The organism is Acidovorax sp. Leaf73 (assembly GCF_916855635.1).
Classification (GTDB): Bacteria; Pseudomonadota; Gammaproteobacteria; order Burkholderiales; family Burkholderiaceae_C; genus Acidovorax; species Acidovorax facilis.
Window position 1 is genome coordinate 64,028 of the sequence record NZ_CAKASI010000005.1, and the last position, 21,455, is coordinate 85,482.

The window sequence follows — 21,455 nt, forward strand, 5'->3', positions numbered from 1 at the left end:
TTTTTATGTCCGTTACCATGCGCGAAATGCTGGAAGCCGGTGTCCACTTCGGTCACCAAACCCGCTTCTGGAACCCCAAGATGGCCCCCTACATCTTCGGCCATCGCAACAAGATTCACATCATCAACCTGGAAAAGTCGCTGCCACTGTTCCAGGAAGCCCAAAAGTTCGCCAAGCAACTGGCTGCCAACCGCGGCACGATCCTGATGGTCGGCACGAAGCGCCAAGCCCGTGAAATCCTGGCCACCGAAGCGCAACGCGCTGGCGTGCCTTTCGTGGATCAGCGCTGGCTGGGCGGCATGCTGACGAACTTCAAGACCGTGAAGACCTCGATCAAGCGCCTCAAGGACATGAAGGCCCAGCAAGAAGCTGGCCTCGACAGCCTGAGCAAGAAGGAGCAACTGACGTTCTCCCGCGAAATCGAGAAGCTCGAAAAGGATATCGGCGGCATTCAGGACATGGCTGCTCTGCCCGATGCCATCTTCATCATCGACGTGGGCTTCCACAAGATCGCCGTTGCCGAAGCCAAGAAGCTGGGCATCCCGCTGATTGGTGTGGTCGATACCAACCACTCGCCTGAAGGCATCGACTACGTGATCCCTGGCAACGACGACTCGGCCAAGGCTGTGACGCTGTACGCCCGTGGCATCGCTGACGCGATCATCGAAGGCCGTGCCAACGCCGTGAATGAAGTCGTGAAGGCTGCTACTGCAGAGAGCACCGACGAATTCGTGGAAGTGCAAGAAGCCGCTGCCTGATAGCCCGGCTGCGCGATCCGTCGCGAACAAAAGCGGGGCCCCTGGTGAGCCCCCTTTTTTTTAGCCCGAATCTGAACTGACTGAACTGAACACTGAAGGAACAAAGATGGCTGCAATTACCGCAAGCATGGTTGCTGAACTGCGTGGCAAGACCGACGCTCCGATGATGGAATGCAAGAAGGCGCTGACGGAAGCTGACGGCGACATGGCCAAGGCTGAAGAGCTGCTGCGCGTCAAGCTGGGCACCAAGGCTGGCAAGGCTGCATCTCGTATCACGGCTGAAGGCGTGGTCGCCAGCTACATCGACGGCACCACCGGTGCCCTGGTGGAAGTCAACAGCGAAACCGACTTCGTCTCCAAGAACGACAGCTTCATCGCCATGGCCAACGCCGCTGCCAAGCTGGTGGCTGAACACAACCCCGCCACCGTCGAAGCCTTGGGCGCGCTGCCCTATAGCCAAGACAGCTTCGGCCCCACGCTGGAAGACGTGCGCAAGGGCCTGATCGGCAAGATCGGCGAGAACATGTCCTTCCGCCGCTTCAAGCGCTTCAGCGGCTCCAACCTGGCAGCCTACTTGCACGGCTCGCGCATCGGTGTGGTCGTCGAGTTCGACGGTGACGCCACCGCCGCCAAGGACGTTGCCATGCACGTGGCCGCCATGAAGCCCGTTGCGCTGACCAGCGCCGACGTGCCTGCCGACCTGATCGCCAAGGAGCGCTCGGTCGCAGAAGGCAAGGCCGACGAAGCCAACAAGGAGCTCGTGGCTGCCGGCAAGCCTGCACAAAGCGCTGACATCACGGCCAAGCGCATCGACGGCGCTGTGCAGAAGTACCTCAAGGAAGTCTCGCTGGCCGACCAGGTCTTCGTGAAGGCTGCCGACGGCAAGCAAACCGTGGCCCAGATGCTCAAGGCTGCCAACACCAACGTGAAGGGTTTCACGCTGTACGTGGTGGGCGAAGGCATCGAGAAGAAGGTGGACGACTTTGCTGCCGAAGTGGCTGCCCAGGTGGCTGCTGCCAAGGCTGCTGCCTGATCGTTCCCTGTAACCACCCCACCAAAGCCTCGTACCACTTACCGGAGAAATTTCCCATGTCCAACGCTGCACCAGCCCACAAGCGCATTTTGCTCAAGCTGTCTGGTGAGGCGCTGATGGGGGATGACGCCTTCGGTATCAACCGCGCCACCATCGTGCGCATGGTCGAGGAGATCGCCGAAGTGACCCGCCTGGGTGTCCAGGTGGCCGTGGTGATCGGTGGGGGCAACATCTTCCGTGGTGTCGCCGGGGGCTCGGTCGGGATGGACCGTGCCACCGCCGACTACATGGGCATGCTGGCCACCGTGATGAACGCCCTGGCCCTGGCAGACGCCATGGACAAGCAGGGCCTGGTGGCCCGAGTGATGTCCGCCATTGCCATCGAGCAGGTGGTTGAGCCCTATGTGCGCCCCAAGGCGCTGCAGTATCTTGAAGAGGGCAAGGTCGTCGTGTTTGCGGCCGGCACAGGCAATCCTTTCTTCACCACCGACACCGCCGCAGCGTTGCGCGGTGCCGAAATCGGTGCTGAACTGGTGCTCAAGGCCACCAAGGTGGACGGCGTTTATACTGCCGACCCCCAGAAGGACCCCACGGCCACGCGTTATACGAAGCTCAGCTTTGACGAGGCCATGTCCCGCAATCTGGGCATCATGGATGCGACCGCGTTTGCCCTGTGCCGCGACCAGAAGCTGCCCGTGCGGGTGTTCTCCATCATCAAGCACGGCGCCCTGAAGCGTGTGGTGATGGGTGAAGACGAAGGTACGCTGGTTTACGCTTGACGACAATGGCCGAGGCCTGCCCACGATGCAGGCGGGCGCCCAGGAGAAAACATGACGATTGCCGACATCAAGAAAAATGCAGAAACCAAGATGGACCAGTCCATCTCGGCTTTCAAGAACAACCTGCAGAAGATCCGCACCGGCCGTGCCAACCCGGCGTTGCTCGATACCGTCCAGGTCGAGTATTACGGCTCCTTGGTGCCCCTGAGCCAGGTGGCCAACGTGGCGCTGATCGATTCGCGCACCATCAGCGTGCAGCCCTGGGAAAAGGGCATGGGCGCCAAGATCGAGAAGGCCATCCGCGAAAGCGACCTGGGCCTGAACCCTGCCTCCATGGGCGACCTGATCCGCGTGCCCATGCCCCCCATGAGCGAAGAGCGCCGCAAGGAAATGACCAAGCTCGCCCGCAACGAGGGCGAGAGCGCCAAGATTGCCGTGCGCAACCTGCGCCGCGATGCCAACGAGTCCGTCAAGAAGCTCGTCAAGGACAAGCTGGCCTCCGAGGACGACCAGAAGCGCGCCGAAACCGACGTGCAGAAGTTCACCGATAAGCATATCGCCGAGATCGATGCGCTGGTGGCCGCCAAAGAGCAGGAAATCATGGCGGTCTAGAGCGTGTTATGCGCTTTTACGTACCCGCGTTGGCCCCACACGCAGGTGATCGCAAGGCGCGGTGCGCAGGCAAGGCCCCGGCCTTGGCAAGCGCTGCAGCACCGCGAGTGCCTGCGTGTGGGGCCAACCCTTTGGGAAAGTCGGGGAAAGGCCCGGCTACGTCGTTGCAAGCCGCTTGCGGTATTCATACCGCGGCGCGTCCTGCGCCTAGTTGCCGGGCCTTTCCCCGACTTTCGCGGGCACTTAAAAGTGCATCACACGCTCTAGGCCCCAGGGCTTGAACATTCACATGGCTGACTCTTCGTTGGTGCCGCACCACATTGCCATCGTCATGGATGGCAACGGCCGCTGGGCCACGCGCCGTTTTTTGCCGCGCCTGGCGGGCCACAAGCAAGGCGTAGATTCACTGCGCCGCTGTGCACGCGCCTGCGTGCAGCGCGGTGTGGCTGTACTCACGGTGTTTGCGTTCTCCTCCGAAAACTGGAACCGCCCCGCCGACGAGGTCTCTGGCCTCATGGAACTGTTGGCGATGGCGCTGGCGCGCGAAGTGCCGCAACTCAAGAAGGATGGCGTGCGCCTGTATTTCGTGGGTGAGCGTGCGGGTCTTTCGCAGAAGGTCCGCGATGGCCTGGCGCAGGCAGAAGCCGCTACGGCTGAAAACACCCGCCTGGTGCTCAACGTGTGTTTCAACTACGGTGGCCGCTGGGACATTGCCCAGGCAGCAGCGTCGCTGGCGGCACGGGGTGAGCCTATCACCGAGGCCAGCCTGCAGGGTGCGATGGGCATGGCCCATGTGCCCGATCCGGACCTGGTGATTCGCACCGGCGGGGAAATGCGGATCAGCAACTTTTTGCTGTGGCAGGCCGCATACTCCGAGTTTTTCTTCAGCGACCGGTTGTGGCCGGATTTCGATGAGTCGGCGCTGGACGAGGCGATTGCTGCCTTCGGTAGCCGCGAGCGCCGTTTTGGCAAAACCTCCGAACAAATCCTGTCCGCGCATCCCCAGCCGATGCCGGGCTAAGAACCTGAACAGGTTCTGAAAGGCCCCATGCTCAAGCAGCGCGTTATCACAGCCCTTGTCCTGCTGGCCATTTTGCTGCCGGCGCTTTTTTACCCATCCACGGTGCCCTTCACCGTGGTCGTGTTGGTGCTCATGGCGGCGGGTGCCTGGGAGTGGGGGCGTCTGAGCGGTTTTGGCCAGGCCGGCTCTCTCACCGTGGGCGCTGCTTGTGTCGCACTGTGTGCGGGTTCGTGGGCCCTGGGCTGGGTCGATCGTCCGTTGACCGCCCTGTGGGTGGTGGGCGGGGGGCTGTGGGTCTTGGCGGCTGCCTGGCTGCTCAAGGCAGGGGTGCCTGGTTGGCCCCGCATTCCGGGTGGAGTGCGCCTGGTGGCCGGGGTATTGGCGCTGTGGCTCGCTTGGCTCGCCGTAGTGCAGGCGCGCAATGTGGGTATCAATTTTCTGCTGTCGGTGCTGCTCCTGGTGTGGGTCGCAGACATCTTTGCTTATTTCGCTGGCCGCGCTTTTGGCCTGCGCTTCACAAAAGGCAAGCTGGCCCCTTCGATCAGTCCTGGCAAAAGTTGGGAGGGCGTGTGGGGCGGTTTGGCGGGCGTGGTGGTCATGGCCTTCGTCTGGGTAGCGGCCGATGCGCACTGGCAGGCGGCTGTGCCCAGTTTTTACAGCCGAATGGCGCTACAAGGCTGGTGGATGCTGGTGCTTGCCGCGGTGTTCATGGTGGCCATGAGTGTGTCGGGAGATCTCGTGGAGTCCCTCATCAAGCGCAGCGCCGGTGTCAAGGACAGCAGCGGCCTGTTGCCCGGACACGGTGGTGTGCTCGACCGCGTGGATGCTCTGCTGCCCACGCTCCCCCTGGCCATGATGCTCACGAGCCTGACGACTCCATGAAGAAACAACAAATCACCGTCCTCGGTTCCACCGGCTCCATTGGCACCAGCACGCTGGATGTGGTGGCCCGCCATCCCGATCGCTTCGAAGTTTTTGCGCTCAGCGCTGCCACCCAGGTCGATCTTCTGCTGGCGCAGTGTGCACAGTTCCGTCCTCGCTTCGCGGTGATGGCGAGCACGCCTCATGCGGCGCTTCTGGCTGAAAAATTAGTGGCCAATAGCCTTCCAACGCAGGTCCTTCAAGCGCAAGATGCTCTTGAATTGATAGCGTCACACGATGAAGTAGATGCGGTGATGGCGGCCATTGTGGGCGCTGCGGGTCTCGCACCGTGTCTGGCGGCTGCGCGCGCGGGCAAGAGGTTGCTGCTGGCCAACAAGGAAGCGCTGGTGGTTGGCGGCGGGTTGTTCATGCAGACGGTGCGCGAGGGTCGGGCGACGCTGTTGCCCATCGATAGCGAACACTCCGCCATCTTTCAGTGCCTGCCAGAAGATCCTGCCACTTGGGCGCAACGGGTGGACAGCATTTTGCTGACGGCATCCGGGGGGCCGTTTCGGCAACGCGACCCGTCCACGCTGGCTGAGATCACACCTGCCCAGGCCTGTGCGCACCCCAATTTCTCGATGGGGCGCAAGATTTCGGTGGATTCGGCCACGATGATGAACAAGGCGCTCGAAGTCATCGAGGCCCGCTGGCTGTTCGATCTGCACCCGGACCAGATCAAGGTGGTGATCCATCCGCAGCAGATCATCCATTCCATGGTGCAGTTCAAGGATGCATCGATCCTGGCTCAATTGGGAACGCCCGACATGCGCGTGCCCATTGCCTGCGGCCTGGCCTGGCCGGAGCGCATTGCGAGTGGTGCGAGCACACTGGATTTTTCGACCCTGTCCGCGCTGGCGTTTGAAGATGCTGATGCCCACCGCTTCCCGGGTTTGCACCTGTCCTGGCAAGCGCTGAAAGCCGCCGAGGGGACGACGGCCGTATTGAATGCTGCCAATGAGGTGGCTGTGGGAGCGTTCTTGTCTGGGCGGCTTCGTTTTGACCATATTCATGCCGTGAATCTTGCAACTTTGGAGGCGGTTTCCCCCTCCAAGCCCAATTCGCTCGAAGCGTTGCTGGACCTGGACAGCCGAGCACGCAATGCCGCTGAGCAAGCTGCAGACCGCCTGGCGGCCTGAGTTTCCACCGCAACACGGACCCGCACATGCTCCTCACCATCGTTGCCTTCATCGTGGCCCTCGGCCTTCTGATTGCCGTACACGAATACGGCCACTACCGGGTGGCCGTGGCGTGCGGAGTGAAGGTGCTGCGCTTCTCGGTGGGCTTTGGCAACCCGCTGCTGCGCTGGCAACCCAAGGGCTCGCCCACGGAGTTTGTCCTGGGGGCGTTTCCGCTGGGTGGATACGTGCGCATGCTGGACGAGCGGGAAGCGCCTGTGCCCCCCGAAGAGCGGCATCTGGCCTTCAACACCCAACCTCTGCGGTCTCGCGCTGCCATCGTGGCCGCAGGCCCCGTTGCGAATCTGCTGCTGGCCGTGCTGCTGTATTCCATCGTCAACTGGAACGGGGTGGAGGAGCCCAAGGCGGTCCTGGCCAGCCCGGTGGCTGGTTCCGTGGCGCAGAGCGCGGGCCTGCGTGGCGGTGAACTGGTCGTGCAGGCAGCGTTGGGTTCTGACGACCTGGAACCCGTGCGGTCGTTTGAAGATTTGCGCTGGCTGCTTACTCGCGGTGCCCTGGAGGGGGTGAACGTGCGCCTGGATGTGCAGCCACAGTCGGGGGCTGCACACCGGGAAATTGTGCTGGACATGTCGAAGATCGACAGCCGCGAAGCAGACGCCCAGCTGTTTCGCAAAATAGGCATTCTGGGGCCATGGACACGTCCGGTGCTTGGCGAGGTCATGCCTGACGGAGCCGCTGCGCGCGCCGGATTGCGCCAGGGAGATGTGGTGCTCAAGATTGGCGCCATCGATGTGGTGGATGGCCAGCAGCTGCGCGAGTTGATCCGGCAGTCCGTGCGTGGCAGCGAGCCACTGGCCCAGCCTTGGCGCGTGGATCGCGCGGGGCAGGTGCTGACCTTGGATGTTTTGCCGGAGGCCAAGCCGGAACTGGGCGCGACCATAGGCCGCATTGGGGCCTACGTTGGCGCTCCACCTGATTTCGTGACCGTTGAATATGGCGTGTTGGAAGGGGCTTGGGCCGGTGTGGTCAAGACCTGGGATGTGTCGGTATTGACGCTGCGCATGATGGGCCGCATGGTGATTGGTGAGGCATCTCTCAAGAACATCAGCGGGCCCTTGACCATCGCCGACTATGCTGGGCGTTCTGCCAGCCTGGGCCTGACGCAGTACCTCGTTTTCCTCGCCCTGATCAGCGTGAGCCTGGGCGTGCTCAACCTCCTGCCGCTGCCCGTCTTGGACGGAGGGCACCTGATGTATTATCTTTGGGAGGGTGTCACAGGCAGGGGGGTTTCAGACGCGTGGATGGAGCGCCTGCAGCGTGGAGGCGTTGCGGTCTTGCTTCTCATGATGTCCATTGCCCTGTTCAACGATATCACTCGGCTTTTTGGCTAACACTTTTGCCGCGCTTGCCCTGCAACTGCGGCGCCAGCTTCATTCATGAAAAAACACATCAATCGCCTGGGCGTGCGTACCGCATCGGCCGTTGCAGCCATGATTTTTGCCGCCAATGCGGCATGGGCTCTGGAGCCTTTCAAGGTGCAGGACATCCGCGTCGAGGGGCTGCAGCGCGTCGAGCCCGGCACCGTGTTTGCCTCCATGCCACTGCGGGTTGGTGACGACTACAACGACGAGAAGGGCGCAGCTGCCATTCGCGCACTTTTCGGTCTGGGCCTGTTCAAGGACGTGCGCCTGGAGGCGACTGGCAATGTGCTGGTGGTTGTGGTGGAGGAGCGCCCCACTGTGGCCGACGTGGATTTCGCCGGGACCCGCGAGTTTGACAAGGACGCGCTGAAGAAGGCCATGCGCGATGTCGGGCTGACCGAAGGTCGTCCCTATGACAAGGCGCTGACCGACCGTGCCGAGCAGGAACTCAAGCGCCAGTACATCAACAAGAGCCTCTATGGCGCCGAGGTCGTCACGACCGTGACCCCGATCGAGCGCAATCGTGTCAACCTGACTTTCACCGTGGTCGAAGGCGATCCCGCCCGCATCAAGGAAGTACGCATTGTTGGCAACAAGGCCTTCAGCGAATCCACGCTCAAAGGCCTGTTTGATCAGGACACCGGTGGCTGGCTCAGCTGGTACACCAAGTCGGACCGCTATTCACGTGCCAAGCTCAACGCCGATCTGGAAACCCTGCGCTCCTACTACCTGCAGCGCGGCTATCTGGAATTCCGTGTCGATTCCACCCAGGTCGCTATTTCGCCCGACAAGCAGGACATTTCCATCACTGTCAATGTGACCGAAGGTGAGCGCTATGTGGTGTCTGGCGTGAAGCTGGAAGGCAACTACCTGGACCGTGAAGATGAGTTCAAGTCCCTGGTCACCATTCGCCCTGGTGAACCCTATAACGCGGACCAGGTCACTGAAACGACCAAGGCGTTTTCCGAGTATTTCTCCCGGTTTGGCTTTGCGTTCGCGCGGGTAGAAGCCGTGCCAGAGATTGACCGCGAAAACAACCGCGTTGCTTTTGTTCTGCAGGCGGAGCCCTCGCGCCGTGCCTATGTGCGCCGCATCAATGTGAGCGGCAACAACCGCACACGCGACGAAGTGATCCGCCGCGAGTTCCGCCAGTACGAAGCCTCCTGGTACGACGGTGAAAAAATCCGCCTGTCGCGTGATCGCGTGGACCGCCTGGGCTTCTTCACCGAGGTCAATGTGGAGACCCAGGAGGTCCCGGGCTCTCCAGACCAGGTGGACCTGGTGATCAACGTGGCAGAAAAACCCACCGGGTCGCTGCAGATGGGAGTGGGTTTTTCCAGCGCCGAAAAGGTGTCGCTGTCGTTTGGTATCAAGCAAGAGAACATTTTTGGCTCTGGCAACTACCTGGGCATTGATGTCAACACCAGCAAGTACCGCCGCACGCTCGTGTTCAGCACCACCAATCCGTACTTCACGCCCGACGGCATTTCTCGCACGCTGGACGTGTACTACCGCACGGACAAGCCATACGAAGACCAGGGCGGTAACTACGAGTTGGTGACCACCGGCACGTCGGTGCGATTCGGTGTTCCGTTCAGTGAAACCGATACCGTGTTCTTTGGCGGTGGGCTGGAGCAGACCAAGATCAAGGCGGGTACGAACATTCCCGCCACCTACCTGGCTTATGCCGACCAGTTTGGCTACAGCAGCACCTCCATTCCTCTGACGATCGGTTGGTCGCGGGACGACCGCGACAGCGCTCTGGCACCGAATTCCGGCCGCTATCAGCGCCTCAATTCAGAATGGTCGGTGGCTGGGGATGCTCGCTATGTGCGGGCCAACTACCAGTACCAGCAGTACGTACCGCTGAACAAACGTTTCACCATCGCCTTCAATGGCGAGGTGGGTATCGGCAAGGGCATGAATGGCCGGCCGTTCCCGGTGTTCAAGAATTTCTATTCGGGCGGGTTGGGCTCGGTGCGTGGCTTTGACCAGGGTACCCTGGGTCCGCGCGACGTGACGGGGGCCTCTTTGGGGGGGCCAAAGAAGGTGACGCTGAACGCGGAGCTGATCGCGCCGTTCCCGGGTGCAGGGAACGACCGGACGCTGCGTGTATTCACCTTCTTTGACGTGGGTAATGTGTACGGAGAAAACGAAAAAGTTACCTTCAGTGACATGCGTTCTTCCGTGGGCCTGGGCTTGAGCTGGATTTCCCCGCTCGGTCCTTTGCGTCTGGCTTTTGCGCAACCGGTGCGCAAGTTCGCCGGCGATAGAATCCAGAAACTGCAATTCCAGATTGGAACGTCTTTCTAATGAAATCCATTTCTCGCCATATCTCTTTGGCTCTGCTGCTTGGCTCCCTGGCCGTGGCTGCCCCTGCGCAAGCTCAAGAGTCGTTCAAAGCCGGTTTTGTCAATACAGACCGCATCTTCCGTGAGGCCAGCACTGCCAAGGCTGCACAGGCCAAGCTGGAGCAGGAGTTCTCCCGTCGCGAGAAAGAACTGGTGGACATGGGCAGTACCCTGAAGACCGCCACAGAGAAATTCGAACGCGAAGCCCCCACGATGGCTGAAAGCCAGCGCACGACCCGCCAGCGCCAGCTGGTGGACCAGGACCGTGAATTCCAGCGCAAGCGCCGCGAGTTCCAGGAAGACCTGAGCGCCCGCAAGAACGAGGAGCTGTCCCAGGTGCTCGAACGTGCGAACAAGGTGGTCAAGCAGGTGGCTGAAGCCGAGAAGTACGACGTGATCCTCCAGGAGGCCGTCTACATCAACCCCAAGCATGACATCACCGACAAGGTGATCAAGGCGCTGAATGCCTCTGCTGGCAAGTAAGCCACAGCCCTGGACAGGTGGCGCGTGAGCTTGCTTCTTGGGCACATAGTTGATGCGCTCGGTGGCTCGCTGGAAGGAGGTGTGACACGGGATGTCGTCATCTCCCGCATCGCGCCCCTGGAGGTTGCCGGGCCGGGAGATCTCAGTTTCCTGAGCAACCCCCGCTACCAACAGCAACTGGCCGCCTCCCGGGCGGCCTGTGTCATTGTGGCGCCTGCCATGCGCGATGCCGCTCTGGCACGTGGTGCCTGCATCGTGTCGGACAACCCCTACGTGTATTTCGCGCGTGCCACCCAGTTGTGGCGGCAACGCAATGCGCCAGCGCAGCGCGCGGGGGTACACGCCAGTGCCGTGGTAGATCCCACGGCACAGGTGCACCCCACTGCGACCATTGGGCCGCTGTGTGTGGTGGAGCGTGGAGCGCAGGTGGGTGCGGGGACCATCCTCAAGTCGCGTGTGACCGTGGGCGAGGATTGCACCATCGGCGCGCGTTGCATCGTGCACGCCGGTGTGGTGATCGGCGCGGATGGTTTTGGCTTTGCGCCCGAGCAAGGGCAGTGGGTCAAGATCGAACAGCTCGGTGCCGTGCGCATCGGAGACGACGTCGAGATCGGCGCCAACACCTGCATCGACCGGGGCGCGCTGCAGGACACGGTCATCGAAGATGGTGTCAAGCTCGACAACCTGATCCAGATCGGCCACAACGTGCGCATCGGCAAGCACTCGGCCATGGCTGGGTGTGTGGGGGTGGCTGGCAGCGCGACCATTGGCGCGCACTGCACTGTGGGCGGCGGGGCGATTGTGCTGGGCCATCTGGAGCTGGCCGACAACGTGCATATCTCGGCAGCTACGGTGGTCACACGCTCGCTCACGCGGCCTGGGCAATACACGGGCATGTTTCCCATCGACGACAATGCGCGCTGGGAAAAAAACGCTGCAACACTCAAACAACTGCACAGCTTGCGGGAGCGCATCAAGGCGCTTGAGCAGGCTCTCAAGGCAGCATGAACGGAAGAACAACTCGATGATGGATATTCACGCAATTCTCAAGCAACTGCCCCACCGCTACCCGTTCCTGCTGGTGGACAAAGTGATCGAGCTTGAGAGCAACACCCGCATCAAGGCCATCAAGAACGTGACGTTCAATGAGCCCTATTTCATGGGGCATTTCCCCGGACGTCCCGTGATGCCGGGTGTGTTGATCCTGGAAGCGCTGGCCCAGGCTGCGGGCTTGCTGGCGTTTGATGCCATGGGCAAGGTGCCCGATGAGAACAATATCTACTACTTTGTGGGCATTGATGGCGCGCGTTTCAAGCGCCCGGTGGAGCCCGGCGACCAGTTGATCCTGAGCATCACCATCGATCGCGTTCGTGGCGGCATCTGGAAGTTCAAGGGCGTGGCCAGCGTGGGCGAAGAGGTGGCCTGCGAGGCCGAACTCATGTGCACCATGCGCAGCGTGGGTTGACCGACCCGGGCCTGTTGGATCGTGAGCAATATTCATCCCACTGCCATTGTTGCGGACGGCGCACGCCTGGACCCTTCGGTCACGGTGGGACCGTATGCGGTTATTGGTGAGCATGTGTCGATCGGTGCTGGCACGACGGTCGGCGCACATTGCGTCATTGACGGGCGCACGACGATTGGCGCCGACAACCGCATCTTTCAGTTCAACTCCATCGGCGCCATCCCGCAGGACAAGAAATATGCGGGCGAGCCTACCGAACTGGTCATCGGCGACCGCAACACCATCCGCGAGTTCTGCACCCTGAACCTCGGTGTGCCCCAGGCCGGTGGCATCACCACGGTGGGGGACGACAACTGGATCATGGCGTACACCCACATCGCCCATGATTGCCATGTGGGCAACCACACCACGCTGGCCAACAACACCACCCTGGCAGGCCATGTCCACCTGGGCGATTGGGTGACGGTGGGCGGGCTTACCGGCATCCACCAGTTCGTCAAGGTCGGGGCGCATGCCATGGTGGGCTTTGCCAGCGCAGTGTCGCAGGACGTGCCCCCCTTCATGCTGGTGGATGGCAACCCGCTGGCCGTGCGGGGCTATAACGTGGTGGGGCTGCGCCGCCGCGGCTTCTCGCCTGAGCGCATTGCTGCTGTCAAGCAGATGCACAAGCTGATCTACCGTCAGGGCCTTACGCTGGAGGCTGCACGTGCCGCCATTGCTGAGCTGGTGCAGTCCTCACCGCAGGCCAGCGAGGATGCCGCGATGATGGAGCGGTTCCTGGCCGACGCCACGCGCGGCATAGCGCGCTGAGGGCTGGGTGATGGCTGCTTCCCCCCGCGTCGCCATGGTGGCGGGCGAGACATCGGGCGATCTGCTGGCTGGTCTGTTGATCGACGGCATGCAGGCCCATTGGCCAGACCTGCAGACCTGCGGCATTGGTGGCCCGCAAATGCAACGCCGGGGTTTTGATGCTTGGTGGCCCAGCGAGAAGTTGGCCGTGCATGGCTACAGCATGGAAGTGCTGCGCCGCCTGCGCGAGTTGCTGGGCATCCGCAAGCAACTGCGTGAGCGGTTGCTCAAGGACCGCCCGGATGTCTTCATCGGTGTGGATGCCCCTGATTTCAACCTGGGGCTGGAAGCTGACTTGCGCGCTGCGGGCATCAAGACGGTGCATTTCGTGTGCCCCTCCATCTGGGCCTGGCGCGCGGAACGCGTCGAGAAGATTCGCCGCAGCGCTGATCATGTGTTGTGTATCTTTCCGTTCGAGCCTGAACTGCTCGCGCGGCATGGCATCGCCGCCACCTACGTGGGGCACCCGCTGGCAGGTGTGATTCCCATGGTGCCGGACCGCGCTGCGGCCCGTGCGCAGCTCGGGCTGCAGGATACGGACGAGGTGCTGGCCATTCTGCCGGGCAGCCGTTCTTCGGAGATCGCCTACATCACTCAACCCTTCTTTGAGGCTGCAGCGCTTGTCAGAAAAGCGCGACCAGCTATTAAATTGATAGTGCCTGCCGTGCCAGCGCTGCGCGAACGCATCGTGCAGGCAGCGCAGGCCGCTGGGCTGGGCGGTGTGGTGCAAATCGTTTCCGGGCAATCCCACGCCGTGCTCGCAGCCTGCGACACCACGCTGATCGCCAGTGGCACCGCCACGCTGGAGGCGGCCCTGTTCAAGCGCCCCATGGTCATTGGCTACCACATGCACCCATTGAGCTGGTGGCTTATGCGCCGCAAGCAGTTGCAGCCCTGGGTGGGCTTGCCCAACATCCTGTGTGGCGACTTCGTGGTGCCCGAGCTGATCCAGGATGCCGCGACACCCCAGGCGCTTTGTGCGGCAACACTCCAATGGCTGGATGCCCGCCAGCACCATCCCGAAAAAATCGCGGCCCTGGAGCAGCGCTTTACGGCGCTGCACGAGAGCCTGCGCCGCAACACTCCCCAACTGGCTGCCGATGCGATCCAGAAAATCCTCCATCCCGCTGCCTGAACAGGCCTGCCTGCCCTGGCACCCGCCAGGCCTTGTGGCCGGCGTGGATGAAGCGGGCCGTGGCCCGCTGGCGGGGCCTGTGGTGGCTGCTGCAGTCATCCTGGACGATCTGCATCCCATCGCAGGCCTGGCTGACTCCAAGAAGCTCACGCCCGCCCGGCGCGAAAAGCTCTACGACGAAATCCGCGCCAAGGCGCTGTGCTGCAGCATTGCCGAGGCCAGCGTGGAAGAGATCGATCAGCTCAACATCCTGCAGGCCACGATGCTGGCCATGCGGCGGGCCGTGATGGGGCTGCGCCTGAAGCCCGTCATGGTCCTCGTCGATGGCAATCGGCTGCCCACGCTCGACATTCAGGCTGAGGCCATCGTCAAGGGCGATGCGCTGGTGCCGGCCATCTCGGCCGCGTCCATCCTGGCCAAGGTGCACCGTGACCGCTGGTGTGTGCAGGTGCATGAAGAATTTCCCCAATACGGATTTGCGGGCCACAAAGGCTATGGCACGGCGGTGCACATGGCGGCCCTGCGCGAGCACGGCGCGTGCGTCCACCACCGGCGTTCCTTTGCGCCCGTGGCGCAGAATCTGCGCGGCTGAACCTGCCCACCCATGACATCCTCCTCGATCACCACCATCCATTCGCGGGACAACACGTTCGTGAAAGACCTGCGCCGTCTTGCGCAGGACACCACGGCCTACCGCAAGCAAGGCCGGGTTTGGCTGGAGGGCGATCACCTCTGCCGCGCGGCCCTGGAGCGTGGCCAGCGCGCATCCATTGCGGTGTTTTCAGAGTCTTTTTGGCCGCTGGCGCAGGTAGAGTGGGCGCAAAATGCTATGAAAATCATAGTAATTGCTGACGCACTGTTTGCCGACATCAGTGGGCTGGAGTCGCCCGCTCGGATGGGTTTCATCATGGATTTGCCCGCGCCCGCTGCGGTGCATCCGGGTGCGGCGACCGTGGTGCTGGACCGTGTGCAGGACGCTGGGAATGTGGGCTCCATCCTGCGCAGTGCGTCCGCGTTCGGGTTCCGGCAGGTGGTGGCTATCAAGGGCAGCGCCGCATTGTGGTCCCCCAAGGTGCTGCGGGCGGGCATGGGTGCGCATTTCGCGCTGGACCTGATCGAGGGCGTAGAGCACGGCGAGCTTCAATCGCTGCAGGTGCCCATGCTTGTGACCAGCTCGCACGCCGGAGACTGGTTGCACCGTGCCGCCTTGCCCTGGCCGTGTGCATGGGTGTTGGGCCACGAAGGGCAGGGCGTTTCCCCTGCACTGGAAGAGCGTGCCGCTCTGCGCATCCGCATTGCACAACCGGGCGGCGAAGAGTCGCTCAATGTGGCGGCCGCTGCAGCGATCTGCCTGCATGCGAGCGGCGCCGGGCGCTGAAGCCACCGCTTCTTGATCGTTTCCAGCAGATCTCAGGGGGGCGGAGCGCCTCACTTTTTTAGAGATTGCGCAGGAACTGGCGCACGAATTCTTCCTGGTTGGGGGCGTCCTTCTCCGTGCTGAACAGCACCTGCTGGTTCTCCACCCGGATTTTCAGCTGCGGCGCGAACTTGCATTGCACCACGCCCAGGCCGGGTGCCGTGCTTTTGAAGGCGGGGGTGTTGCGGCACATGGACTCCAGCTCTGATGCCACCACGCCGCAGAAGCTGCCGATGCTCAGCGACTGGAGTTTCTCGTCGTCAATCGTGGCCCAGTCAACGTTGGTCTTCACTGGCGTACCGCATGCAGCGGTGGCGTCCTGGTCGGCCTTGGCCAGTTCGGCCTGCACGCTGGCCAGGCGCTTGTTGCGGTCAAAGCGGGCCAGCTTGTCCTGCAGGCCCTGCTTTTGTTGGCCTTTGTAGCTGGCCAGCAGGTCTGCCAGCTTGAAGGCCTTGCTCTTTTCTTCGCTGAAGGCCAGTGGCACGCCATCGCGCTTGCCTGGCAGGTACACCAAATAGTGGTCGCCATTGCGATAAGCCTGGTTCTGCTTTTGCAGCAGACCGTAGCTGCGGCCATCGAGCGTGGTGGCGTATACCTCGCGCGCCGAGCCCCGTTGCTCCAACTGGCTCAGGAAGACGACCTGATCGATGGGGTCGTTGATGCCACTCACTCGCACCAGGGCCTGCTTGCCGTCTGCGGTGGGAGCCAGCACGACTTCAACGCCCTGGGGCGCCACGAAGACCTGGGGGTATTTCGCCAGCTCCAGGGCCTGAGCGGCCATGGCGGCACACAGGCCCGCCAGGGAAAGGGCAAGGGGTCGGAGAAAAATGCGCATCGGGATCAGTCTTTGGAGTGGGGGCGGTGGGGAAACGGGGCGAAGTCTAGGGCGCCTGTTGTCCTCTGAAATGCCTGGAACACTTGCTTACGTAACAAGGTTATGCAAGACGCGCATTTGTTGGTGAGCGCGCCATGAAGGATATAATCGGGAGCTTTTCTCGCAACAGCGTCGCCCGACCGCACCCAAAGCAACAACCCATCTGAGAGCAGCCACCAGCACTTGCGTACCTTTGCGTGCACGAGTGGACTGCAGGCGCCGGGCGACCGTAACCATCCGGAGAACCCAGTGCTTTTGTCTCTACAGGGAAACTTCCCGCCCGCCATCCTGGCGCTCGCAGACGGCACGGTCTTTATCGGCAATTCGATTGGTGCCACCGGCACCACCGTCGGCGAAGTGGTGTTCAACACCGCCATCACCGGCTACCAGGAAATCCTCACCGACCCGAGCTACTGCCAGCAGATCGTGACCCTCACGTATCCGCACATCGGCAACTACGGCGTCAATGTGGAGGACATCGAAGCCGACAAGGTCCACGCCGCAGGCCTGATCATCAAAGACCTGCCGCTGCTGGCAAGCAACTTCCGCTCCACGGAAACGCTCTCGCAGTACCTCGTGCGTGAGAAGACCGTTGCCATCGCCAACATCGACACCCGAAAGCTCACGCGCCTGCTGCGCAGCAAGGGTGCGCAAAACGGCACCATCATCGGCCTTGCCGCAGGGCAGGCTATCACGCAGGCGCTCATCGACGAAGCCATCGCCAAGGCCAAGGCGGCCCCCAACATGGCCGGGCTGGACCTGGCCCAGGTGGTGACCACGGCAGCGCGTTATGAGTGGACGCAGACAGAGTGGAAACTGGGTACTGGCTACGGCGAACTGTCGGCCCCACAGTTTCACGTGGTGGCGTACGACTTCGGCGTGAAGAAGAACATCCTGCGCATGCTGGCGGAACGTGGCTGCAAGGTCACCGTGGTGCCCGCGAAGACGCCGGCCGCTGATGTGCTGGCTCTCAAGCCCGATGGTGTTTTTCTGTCCAACGGCCCTGGCGACCCAGAGCCTTGCGACTACGCCATCGCCGCGACCCGCACGATTGTGGACAGTGGCATGCCCACGTTCGGCATCTGCCTGGGGCACCAGATCATGGCCCTGGCTGCTGGTGCCAAGACCTTCAAGATGACCCACAGCCACCATGGTGCCAACCACCCGGTGAAGGACCTGGATACGGGCCGCGTGAGCATTACGAGCCAGAACCACGGTTTTGCGGTGGACATGGAATCGCTGCCCGCCCATCTGCGCGCCACGCACGTCAGCCTGTTTGACGGCACGCTGCAAGGGCTGGTCCACAAGGACAAGCCCGCTTTCTGTTTCCAGGGGCATCCTGAGGCATCCCCAGGTCCGCACGACATCGCATACCTCTTTGACCGCTTCACCGACGCCATGCGCGCGGCAAAAGCCGGTTAAGCGCGGAAGGAAACAGCACCATGAAACTGTTCAGCTTCCCCCTTGCATCGCTGGAAAAGGCGATCCACAAGCGTGTCCTGACCCTGCCTTCGCCCCACCGTGAGTGGTTCACGGAACGTTGGGCGCAAAAGCCCTACAAGAAAGCGTTCGTCGAGAACAAGGCCATGCCGCTCGTCACGCTCGTGGCCAAGGGCAAGACGCTGGACGATGCCGCCTTTGCAGAGCTGCTGCAGGAGTGGGAAGTGACGTTTTATGACGCGGAAGAAGAAGTCTTGCGCCCACTGATCCAGGGCGACGGCCTGCTGCAGCTGATGCAGAAGAACCTTCCTCCCGCACGCGCCGAGGCGCTGCTTGCCAAGTTGACCCAGCGGCGTTTGCCCGCAGATGCAACAGCAGCCTCTGCCCCAACCCCCAGCCCCCAGGCAGCCGAACCCACGATCGACTGATCGACGCACCATGCCAAAACGCACAGACATCAAAAGCATCCTCATCATCGGCGCTGGCCCCATCATCATCGGCCAGGCCTGCGAGTTCGACTACTCCGGCGTACAGGCCTGCAAGGCCCTGCGCGAAGAGGGCTACAAGGTCATCCTGATCAACAGCAACCCTGCGACGATCATGACCGACCCGGCCACGGCCGACGTCACCTACATCGAGCCCATCACTTGGCAGACGGTCGAGAAGATCATCGCCAAGGAGCGTCCCGACGCCATCCTGCCCACCATGGGTGGCCAGACAGCGCTCAACTGCGCGCTGGACCTGTGGCACAACGGCGTGCTCGACAAGTACAAGGTCGAGTTGATCGGCGCCACCCCTGAAGCCATCGACAAGGCCGAAGACCGCTTGAAGTTCAAGGACGCCATGACCAAGATCGGTCTGGGCTCGGCGCGCTCCGGCATCGCCCACAGCATGGACGAAGCCTGGGCCGTGCAAAAGACCGTGGGTTTCCCCACCGTGATCCGCCCCAGTTTCACGCTGGGCGGTACCGGCGGCGGCATTGCCTACAACCCTGAAGAGTTCGAGACCATCTGCAAGCGCGGCCTCGAAGCGTCGCCCACCAACGAGCTGCTGATTGAAGAGTCGCTGCTCGGCTGGAAGGAGTACGAGATGGAAGTGGTCCGTGACAAGGCGGACAACTGCATCATCATCTGCTCCATCGAAAACCTGGACCCGATGGGTGTGCACACGGGCGACTCGATCACCGTGGCCCCCGCGCAGACGCTGACCGACAAGGAATACCAGATCATGCGCAACGCCTCGCTGGCAGTGCTGCGTGAAATTGGTGTGGACACGGGTGGCTCCAATGTGCAGTTCTCGGTCAACCCGAAGGACGGCCGCATGATCGTCATCGAGATGAACCCGCGCGTGTCGCGTTCGTCGGCGCTGGCGTCCAAGGCCACGGGTTTCCCCATCGCCAAGGTTGCCGCCAAGCTGGCCGTGGGCTACACGCTGGATGAGCTCAAGAACGAAATCACGGGCGGCGCCACGCCCGCATCGTTCGAGCCTTCGATCGACTACGTGGTCACCAAGATCCCACGTTTTGCGTTCGAAAAATTCCCCACGGCCGACAGCCGCCTGACCACGCAGATGAAGTCGGTCGGCGAGGTCATGGCCATGGGCCGCACCTTCCAGGAGTCCTTCCAGAAAGCCCTGCGCGGCCTGGAAGTCGGCGTGGACGGCATGAACGAGAAAACCCAGGACCGCGAGACGCTCGAAAAAGAACTGGGCGAGCCCGGCCCTGAGCGCATCTGGTACGTGGGCGATGCGTTTGCCATGGGTCTTTCGGTCGACGAAGTGTTCGAGCTGACCAAGATCGACAAATGGTTCCTGGTGCAGATTGAGCAGATCGTGAAGATCGAGCTGGACATCGACAAGCTGGTGGCCGAAAAGGGTGACGGTGCCCTGGCGGCGCTGGATGCCGGCACGCTGCTCACGCTCAAGCAAAAAGGCTTCTCCGACCGCCGCTTGGCCAAGCTGCTCAAGACCACCGAGAAGGCGGTGCGCGACGCACGCCGTGCGCTCAAAGTGCGCCCCGTGTACAAGCGTGTGGACACCTGTGCGGCTGAGTTCGCTACCAACACCGCGTACCTCTACTCCACTTACGAAGTCGCCACCCACGGTGGTGTCGCCGAATGCGAGTCGGAGCCTACGAACAACAAGAAGATCATGGTGCTGGGCGGTGGCCCCAACCGCATCGGCCAGGGCATCGAGTTCGACTACTGCTGCGTGCATGCGGCCCTTGCCATGCGCGAGGACGGCTACGAGACCATCATGGTCAACTGCAATCCCGAGACCGTCTCCACCGACTATGACACCTCCGACCGCCTGTACTTCGAGCCCGTGACGCTCGAAGACGTGCTGGAGATTGTGGACAAGGAAAAGCCAATCGGCGTGATCGTGCAGTACGGCGGCCAGACGCCCTTGAAGCTTGCCCTGGGTCTGGAAGCTGCTGGCGTCCCGATCATCGGCACCAGCCCCGACATGATCGACGCGGCTGAAGACCGCGAGCGCTTCCAGAAGCTGCTGGGTGAACTCGGCCTGCGCCAGCCGCCCAACGCCACGGCACGCACCGAACCCGAAGCCCTGGAAAAGGCCGCCGCCCTGGGCTACCCCCTGGTGGTGCGCCCCAGCTACGTGCTGGGCGGCCGCGCGATGGAAATCGTGCACGAGCAGCGCGACCTGGAGCGCTACATGCGCGAGGCCGTGAAGGTAAGCAACGACTCGCCCGTGCTGCTGGACCGCTTCCTCTCCAACGCCATCGAGTGCGACGTGGACTGCGTGCGCGATTCGGCGGGCGTCACCTTCATCGGCGGGGTCATGGAACACATCGAGCAGGCGGGCGTGCACAGCGGCGACTCCGCCTGCTCACTGCCCCCGTACTACCTGTCGCAGCCCACCATCGACGAGATCAAGCGCCAGACCGCCGCCATGGCCCAGGGCCTGAACGTGGTGGGACTGATGAACGTGCAGTTCGCCATCCAGGAGATGGACGGCAAGGACGTGATCTACGTGCTGGAAGTGAACCCCCGCGCCTCGCGCACGGTGCCGTTCGTTTCCAAGGCCACGGGCATTCAGCTGGCCAAGGTCGCGGCGCGTTGCATGGCGGGTCAAACGCTGGCCTCGCAGGGCGTCACCAAGGAAGTGACACCGCCGTACTTCAGCGTGAAGGAGGCCGTGTTCCCGTTCGTGAAGTTCCCTGGCGTGGACACCATCCTCGGCCCAGAGATGAAGTCCACTGGCGAGGTCATGGGCGTGGGCAAGACCTTCGGCGAAGCCTTTGTGAAGAGCCAGCTGGGCGCGGGCACCAAGCTGCCCACATCGGGCAAGGTGTTCCTCACCGTGAAGAATGCCGACAAGCCGCGTGCCGTGGACATCGCCCGCCAACTGGTGGCGCTGGGCTTTGAGCTGGTGGCGACCAAGGGCACTGCAGCTGCGATTGCCGAAGCTGGCGTGCCTGTGGGCGTGGTCAACAAGGTGACCGAAGGCCGCCCGCACATCGTGGACATGATCAAGAACAACGAGATCGTCATGGTCATTAACACCGTGGAAGAGCGTCGCAATGCGATTGCCGATTCGCGTGCGATCCGCACCTCGTCGCTGCTGGCCCGCGTGACCACGTTCACGACCATCTTTGGCGCCGAGGCGGCGGTGGAGGGCATGAAGTACCTGGACAAGCTCGACGTGTACTCGGTGCAGGAGCTGCACGCCCAACTGGCTGCCTGAGCATCGGCAAAAGCGGCATAATTGCCGCCTGAACAGACACCGCCGCGCGGCA

At 62.4% G+C, this 21,455-nt stretch carries 20 protein-coding genes; 19 read left to right on the plus strand and 1 reads right to left on the minus strand.

Annotated features, from left to right (window positions below; translation table 11 throughout):
• The first annotated feature begins 5 nt into the window (after positions 1–5).
• The 16 genes from rpsB to LPA35_RS16915 all read left to right on the plus strand — a co-directional run bounded on the left by rpsB (position 6) and on the right by LPA35_RS16915 (position 15,345).
• Positions 6–758: a 30S ribosomal protein S2 gene (rpsB, locus tag LPA35_RS16840; protein ID WP_055398248.1), complete on the plus strand. Its 753-nt coding sequence runs from the start codon at positions 6–8 to the stop codon at positions 756–758.
• A 106-nt stretch (positions 759–864) separates the two neighbouring features.
• On the plus strand, positions 865–1,791 hold the full coding sequence (gene tsf / locus LPA35_RS16845) for a translation elongation factor Ts (RefSeq protein WP_228897742.1): 927 nt from the start codon (positions 865–867) through the stop codon (positions 1,789–1,791).
• A 56-nt stretch (positions 1,792–1,847) separates the two neighbouring features.
• Positions 1,848–2,570, plus strand: coding sequence for a UMP kinase (gene pyrH / locus LPA35_RS16850; RefSeq protein ID WP_010457839.1), 723 nt, complete (start codon positions 1,848–1,850; stop codon positions 2,568–2,570).
• Positions 2,571–2,621: 51 nt separating this feature from the next.
• Positions 2,622–3,182: a ribosome recycling factor gene (gene frr, locus LPA35_RS16855; RefSeq protein WP_055398246.1), complete on the plus strand. Its 561-nt coding sequence runs from the start codon at positions 2,622–2,624 to the stop codon at positions 3,180–3,182.
• Positions 3,183–3,471: 289 nt separating this feature from the next.
• A complete protein-coding gene (uppS, locus tag LPA35_RS16860) occupies positions 3,472–4,203 on the plus strand; it encodes a polyprenyl diphosphate synthase (protein ID WP_228897743.1) in 732 nt (243 codons plus the stop codon).
• A gap of 27 nt (positions 4,204–4,230) precedes the next feature.
• Positions 4,231–5,085 (plus strand): phosphatidate cytidylyltransferase, encoded by an 855-nt coding sequence (locus LPA35_RS16865; RefSeq protein ID WP_228897744.1) that lies wholly within the window; start codon positions 4,231–4,233, stop codon positions 5,083–5,085.
• Positions 5,082–6,263 carry a 1-deoxy-D-xylulose-5-phosphate reductoisomerase gene (ispC, locus tag LPA35_RS16870; protein WP_228897745.1) on the plus strand — a complete coding sequence of 394 codons (1,182 nt, stop codon included), beginning with the start codon at positions 5,082–5,084 and terminating at the stop codon, positions 6,261–6,263. The genes LPA35_RS16865 and ispC overlap by 4 nt, the downstream gene beginning before the upstream one ends.
• A 26-nt stretch (positions 6,264–6,289) precedes the next feature.
• Positions 6,290–7,654 (plus strand): RIP metalloprotease RseP, encoded by a 1,365-nt coding sequence (rseP, locus tag LPA35_RS16875; RefSeq protein WP_228897746.1) that lies wholly within the window; start codon positions 6,290–6,292, stop codon positions 7,652–7,654.
• Between the two features lie 45 nt (positions 7,655–7,699).
• The gene (gene bamA / locus LPA35_RS16880; protein WP_121420548.1) at positions 7,700–9,997 is read left to right on the plus strand and encodes an outer membrane protein assembly factor BamA; all 2,298 of its coding nucleotides are present in this window, start codon (positions 7,700–7,702) and stop codon (positions 9,995–9,997) included.
• Positions 9,997–10,518, plus strand: a complete 522-nt coding sequence (locus LPA35_RS16885) for an OmpH family outer membrane protein (RefSeq protein ID WP_121505967.1) — start codon at positions 9,997–9,999, stop codon at positions 10,516–10,518. Before bamA ends, LPA35_RS16885 begins: the two co-directional genes overlap by 1 nt.
• Before the next feature lie 24 nt (positions 10,519–10,542).
• Positions 10,543–11,526: a UDP-3-O-(3-hydroxymyristoyl)glucosamine N-acyltransferase gene (gene lpxD / locus LPA35_RS16890; RefSeq protein WP_228897747.1), complete on the plus strand. Its 984-nt coding sequence runs from the start codon at positions 10,543–10,545 to the stop codon at positions 11,524–11,526.
• Positions 11,527–11,542: 16 nt separating this feature from the next.
• Positions 11,543–11,983: a 3-hydroxyacyl-ACP dehydratase FabZ gene (gene fabZ, locus LPA35_RS16895; RefSeq protein WP_010457855.1), complete on the plus strand. Its 441-nt coding sequence runs from the start codon at positions 11,543–11,545 to the stop codon at positions 11,981–11,983.
• A gap of 21 nt (positions 11,984–12,004) precedes the next feature.
• Complete coding sequence (lpxA, locus tag LPA35_RS16900) at positions 12,005–12,793, plus strand: acyl-ACP--UDP-N-acetylglucosamine O-acyltransferase (protein ID WP_176886401.1); 789 nt, start codon at positions 12,005–12,007, stop codon at positions 12,791–12,793.
• Between the two features lie 10 nt (positions 12,794–12,803).
• Positions 12,804–13,967: a lipid-A-disaccharide synthase gene (lpxB, locus tag LPA35_RS16905; protein ID WP_228897748.1), complete on the plus strand. Its 1,164-nt coding sequence runs from the start codon at positions 12,804–12,806 to the stop codon at positions 13,965–13,967.
• Positions 13,933–14,559, plus strand: a complete 627-nt coding sequence (gene rnhB / locus LPA35_RS16910; protein ID WP_055398236.1) for a ribonuclease HII — start codon at positions 13,933–13,935, stop codon at positions 14,557–14,559. The genes lpxB and rnhB overlap by 35 nt, the downstream gene beginning before the upstream one ends.
• A 12-nt stretch (positions 14,560–14,571) precedes the next feature.
• The gene (locus tag LPA35_RS16915) at positions 14,572–15,345 is read left to right on the plus strand and encodes an RNA methyltransferase (protein WP_218300311.1); all 774 of its coding nucleotides are present in this window, start codon (positions 14,572–14,574) and stop codon (positions 15,343–15,345) included.
• A gap of 58 nt (positions 15,346–15,403) precedes the next feature.
• Here LPA35_RS16915 and LPA35_RS16920 read toward each other — a convergent pair whose 3' ends face one another.
• The gene (locus LPA35_RS16920) at positions 15,404–16,219 is read right to left on the minus strand and encodes a hypothetical protein (RefSeq protein ID WP_228897749.1); all 816 of its coding nucleotides are present in this window, start codon (positions 16,217–16,219) and stop codon (positions 15,404–15,406) included.
• Positions 16,220–16,507: 288 nt separating this feature from the next.
• On the opposite strand from LPA35_RS16920, the gene carA reads away from it, so the two are divergent.
• From carA to carB, 3 genes are read left to right on the plus strand one after another with little or no spacing between them, the layout of a single operon-like run.
• A complete protein-coding gene (carA, locus tag LPA35_RS16925; RefSeq protein ID WP_228897750.1) occupies positions 16,508–17,680 on the plus strand; it encodes a glutamine-hydrolyzing carbamoyl-phosphate synthase small subunit in 1,173 nt (390 codons plus the stop codon).
• 20 nt (positions 17,681–17,700) lie between these two features.
• The gene (locus LPA35_RS16930; protein ID WP_055398232.1) at positions 17,701–18,126 is read left to right on the plus strand and encodes a hypothetical protein; all 426 of its coding nucleotides are present in this window, start codon (positions 17,701–17,703) and stop codon (positions 18,124–18,126) included.
• A gap of 10 nt (positions 18,127–18,136) precedes the next feature.
• The gene (gene carB, locus LPA35_RS16935; RefSeq protein ID WP_228897751.1) at positions 18,137–21,403 is read left to right on the plus strand and encodes a carbamoyl-phosphate synthase large subunit; all 3,267 of its coding nucleotides are present in this window, start codon (positions 18,137–18,139) and stop codon (positions 21,401–21,403) included.
• Positions 21,404–21,455 lie beyond the last annotated feature (52 nt).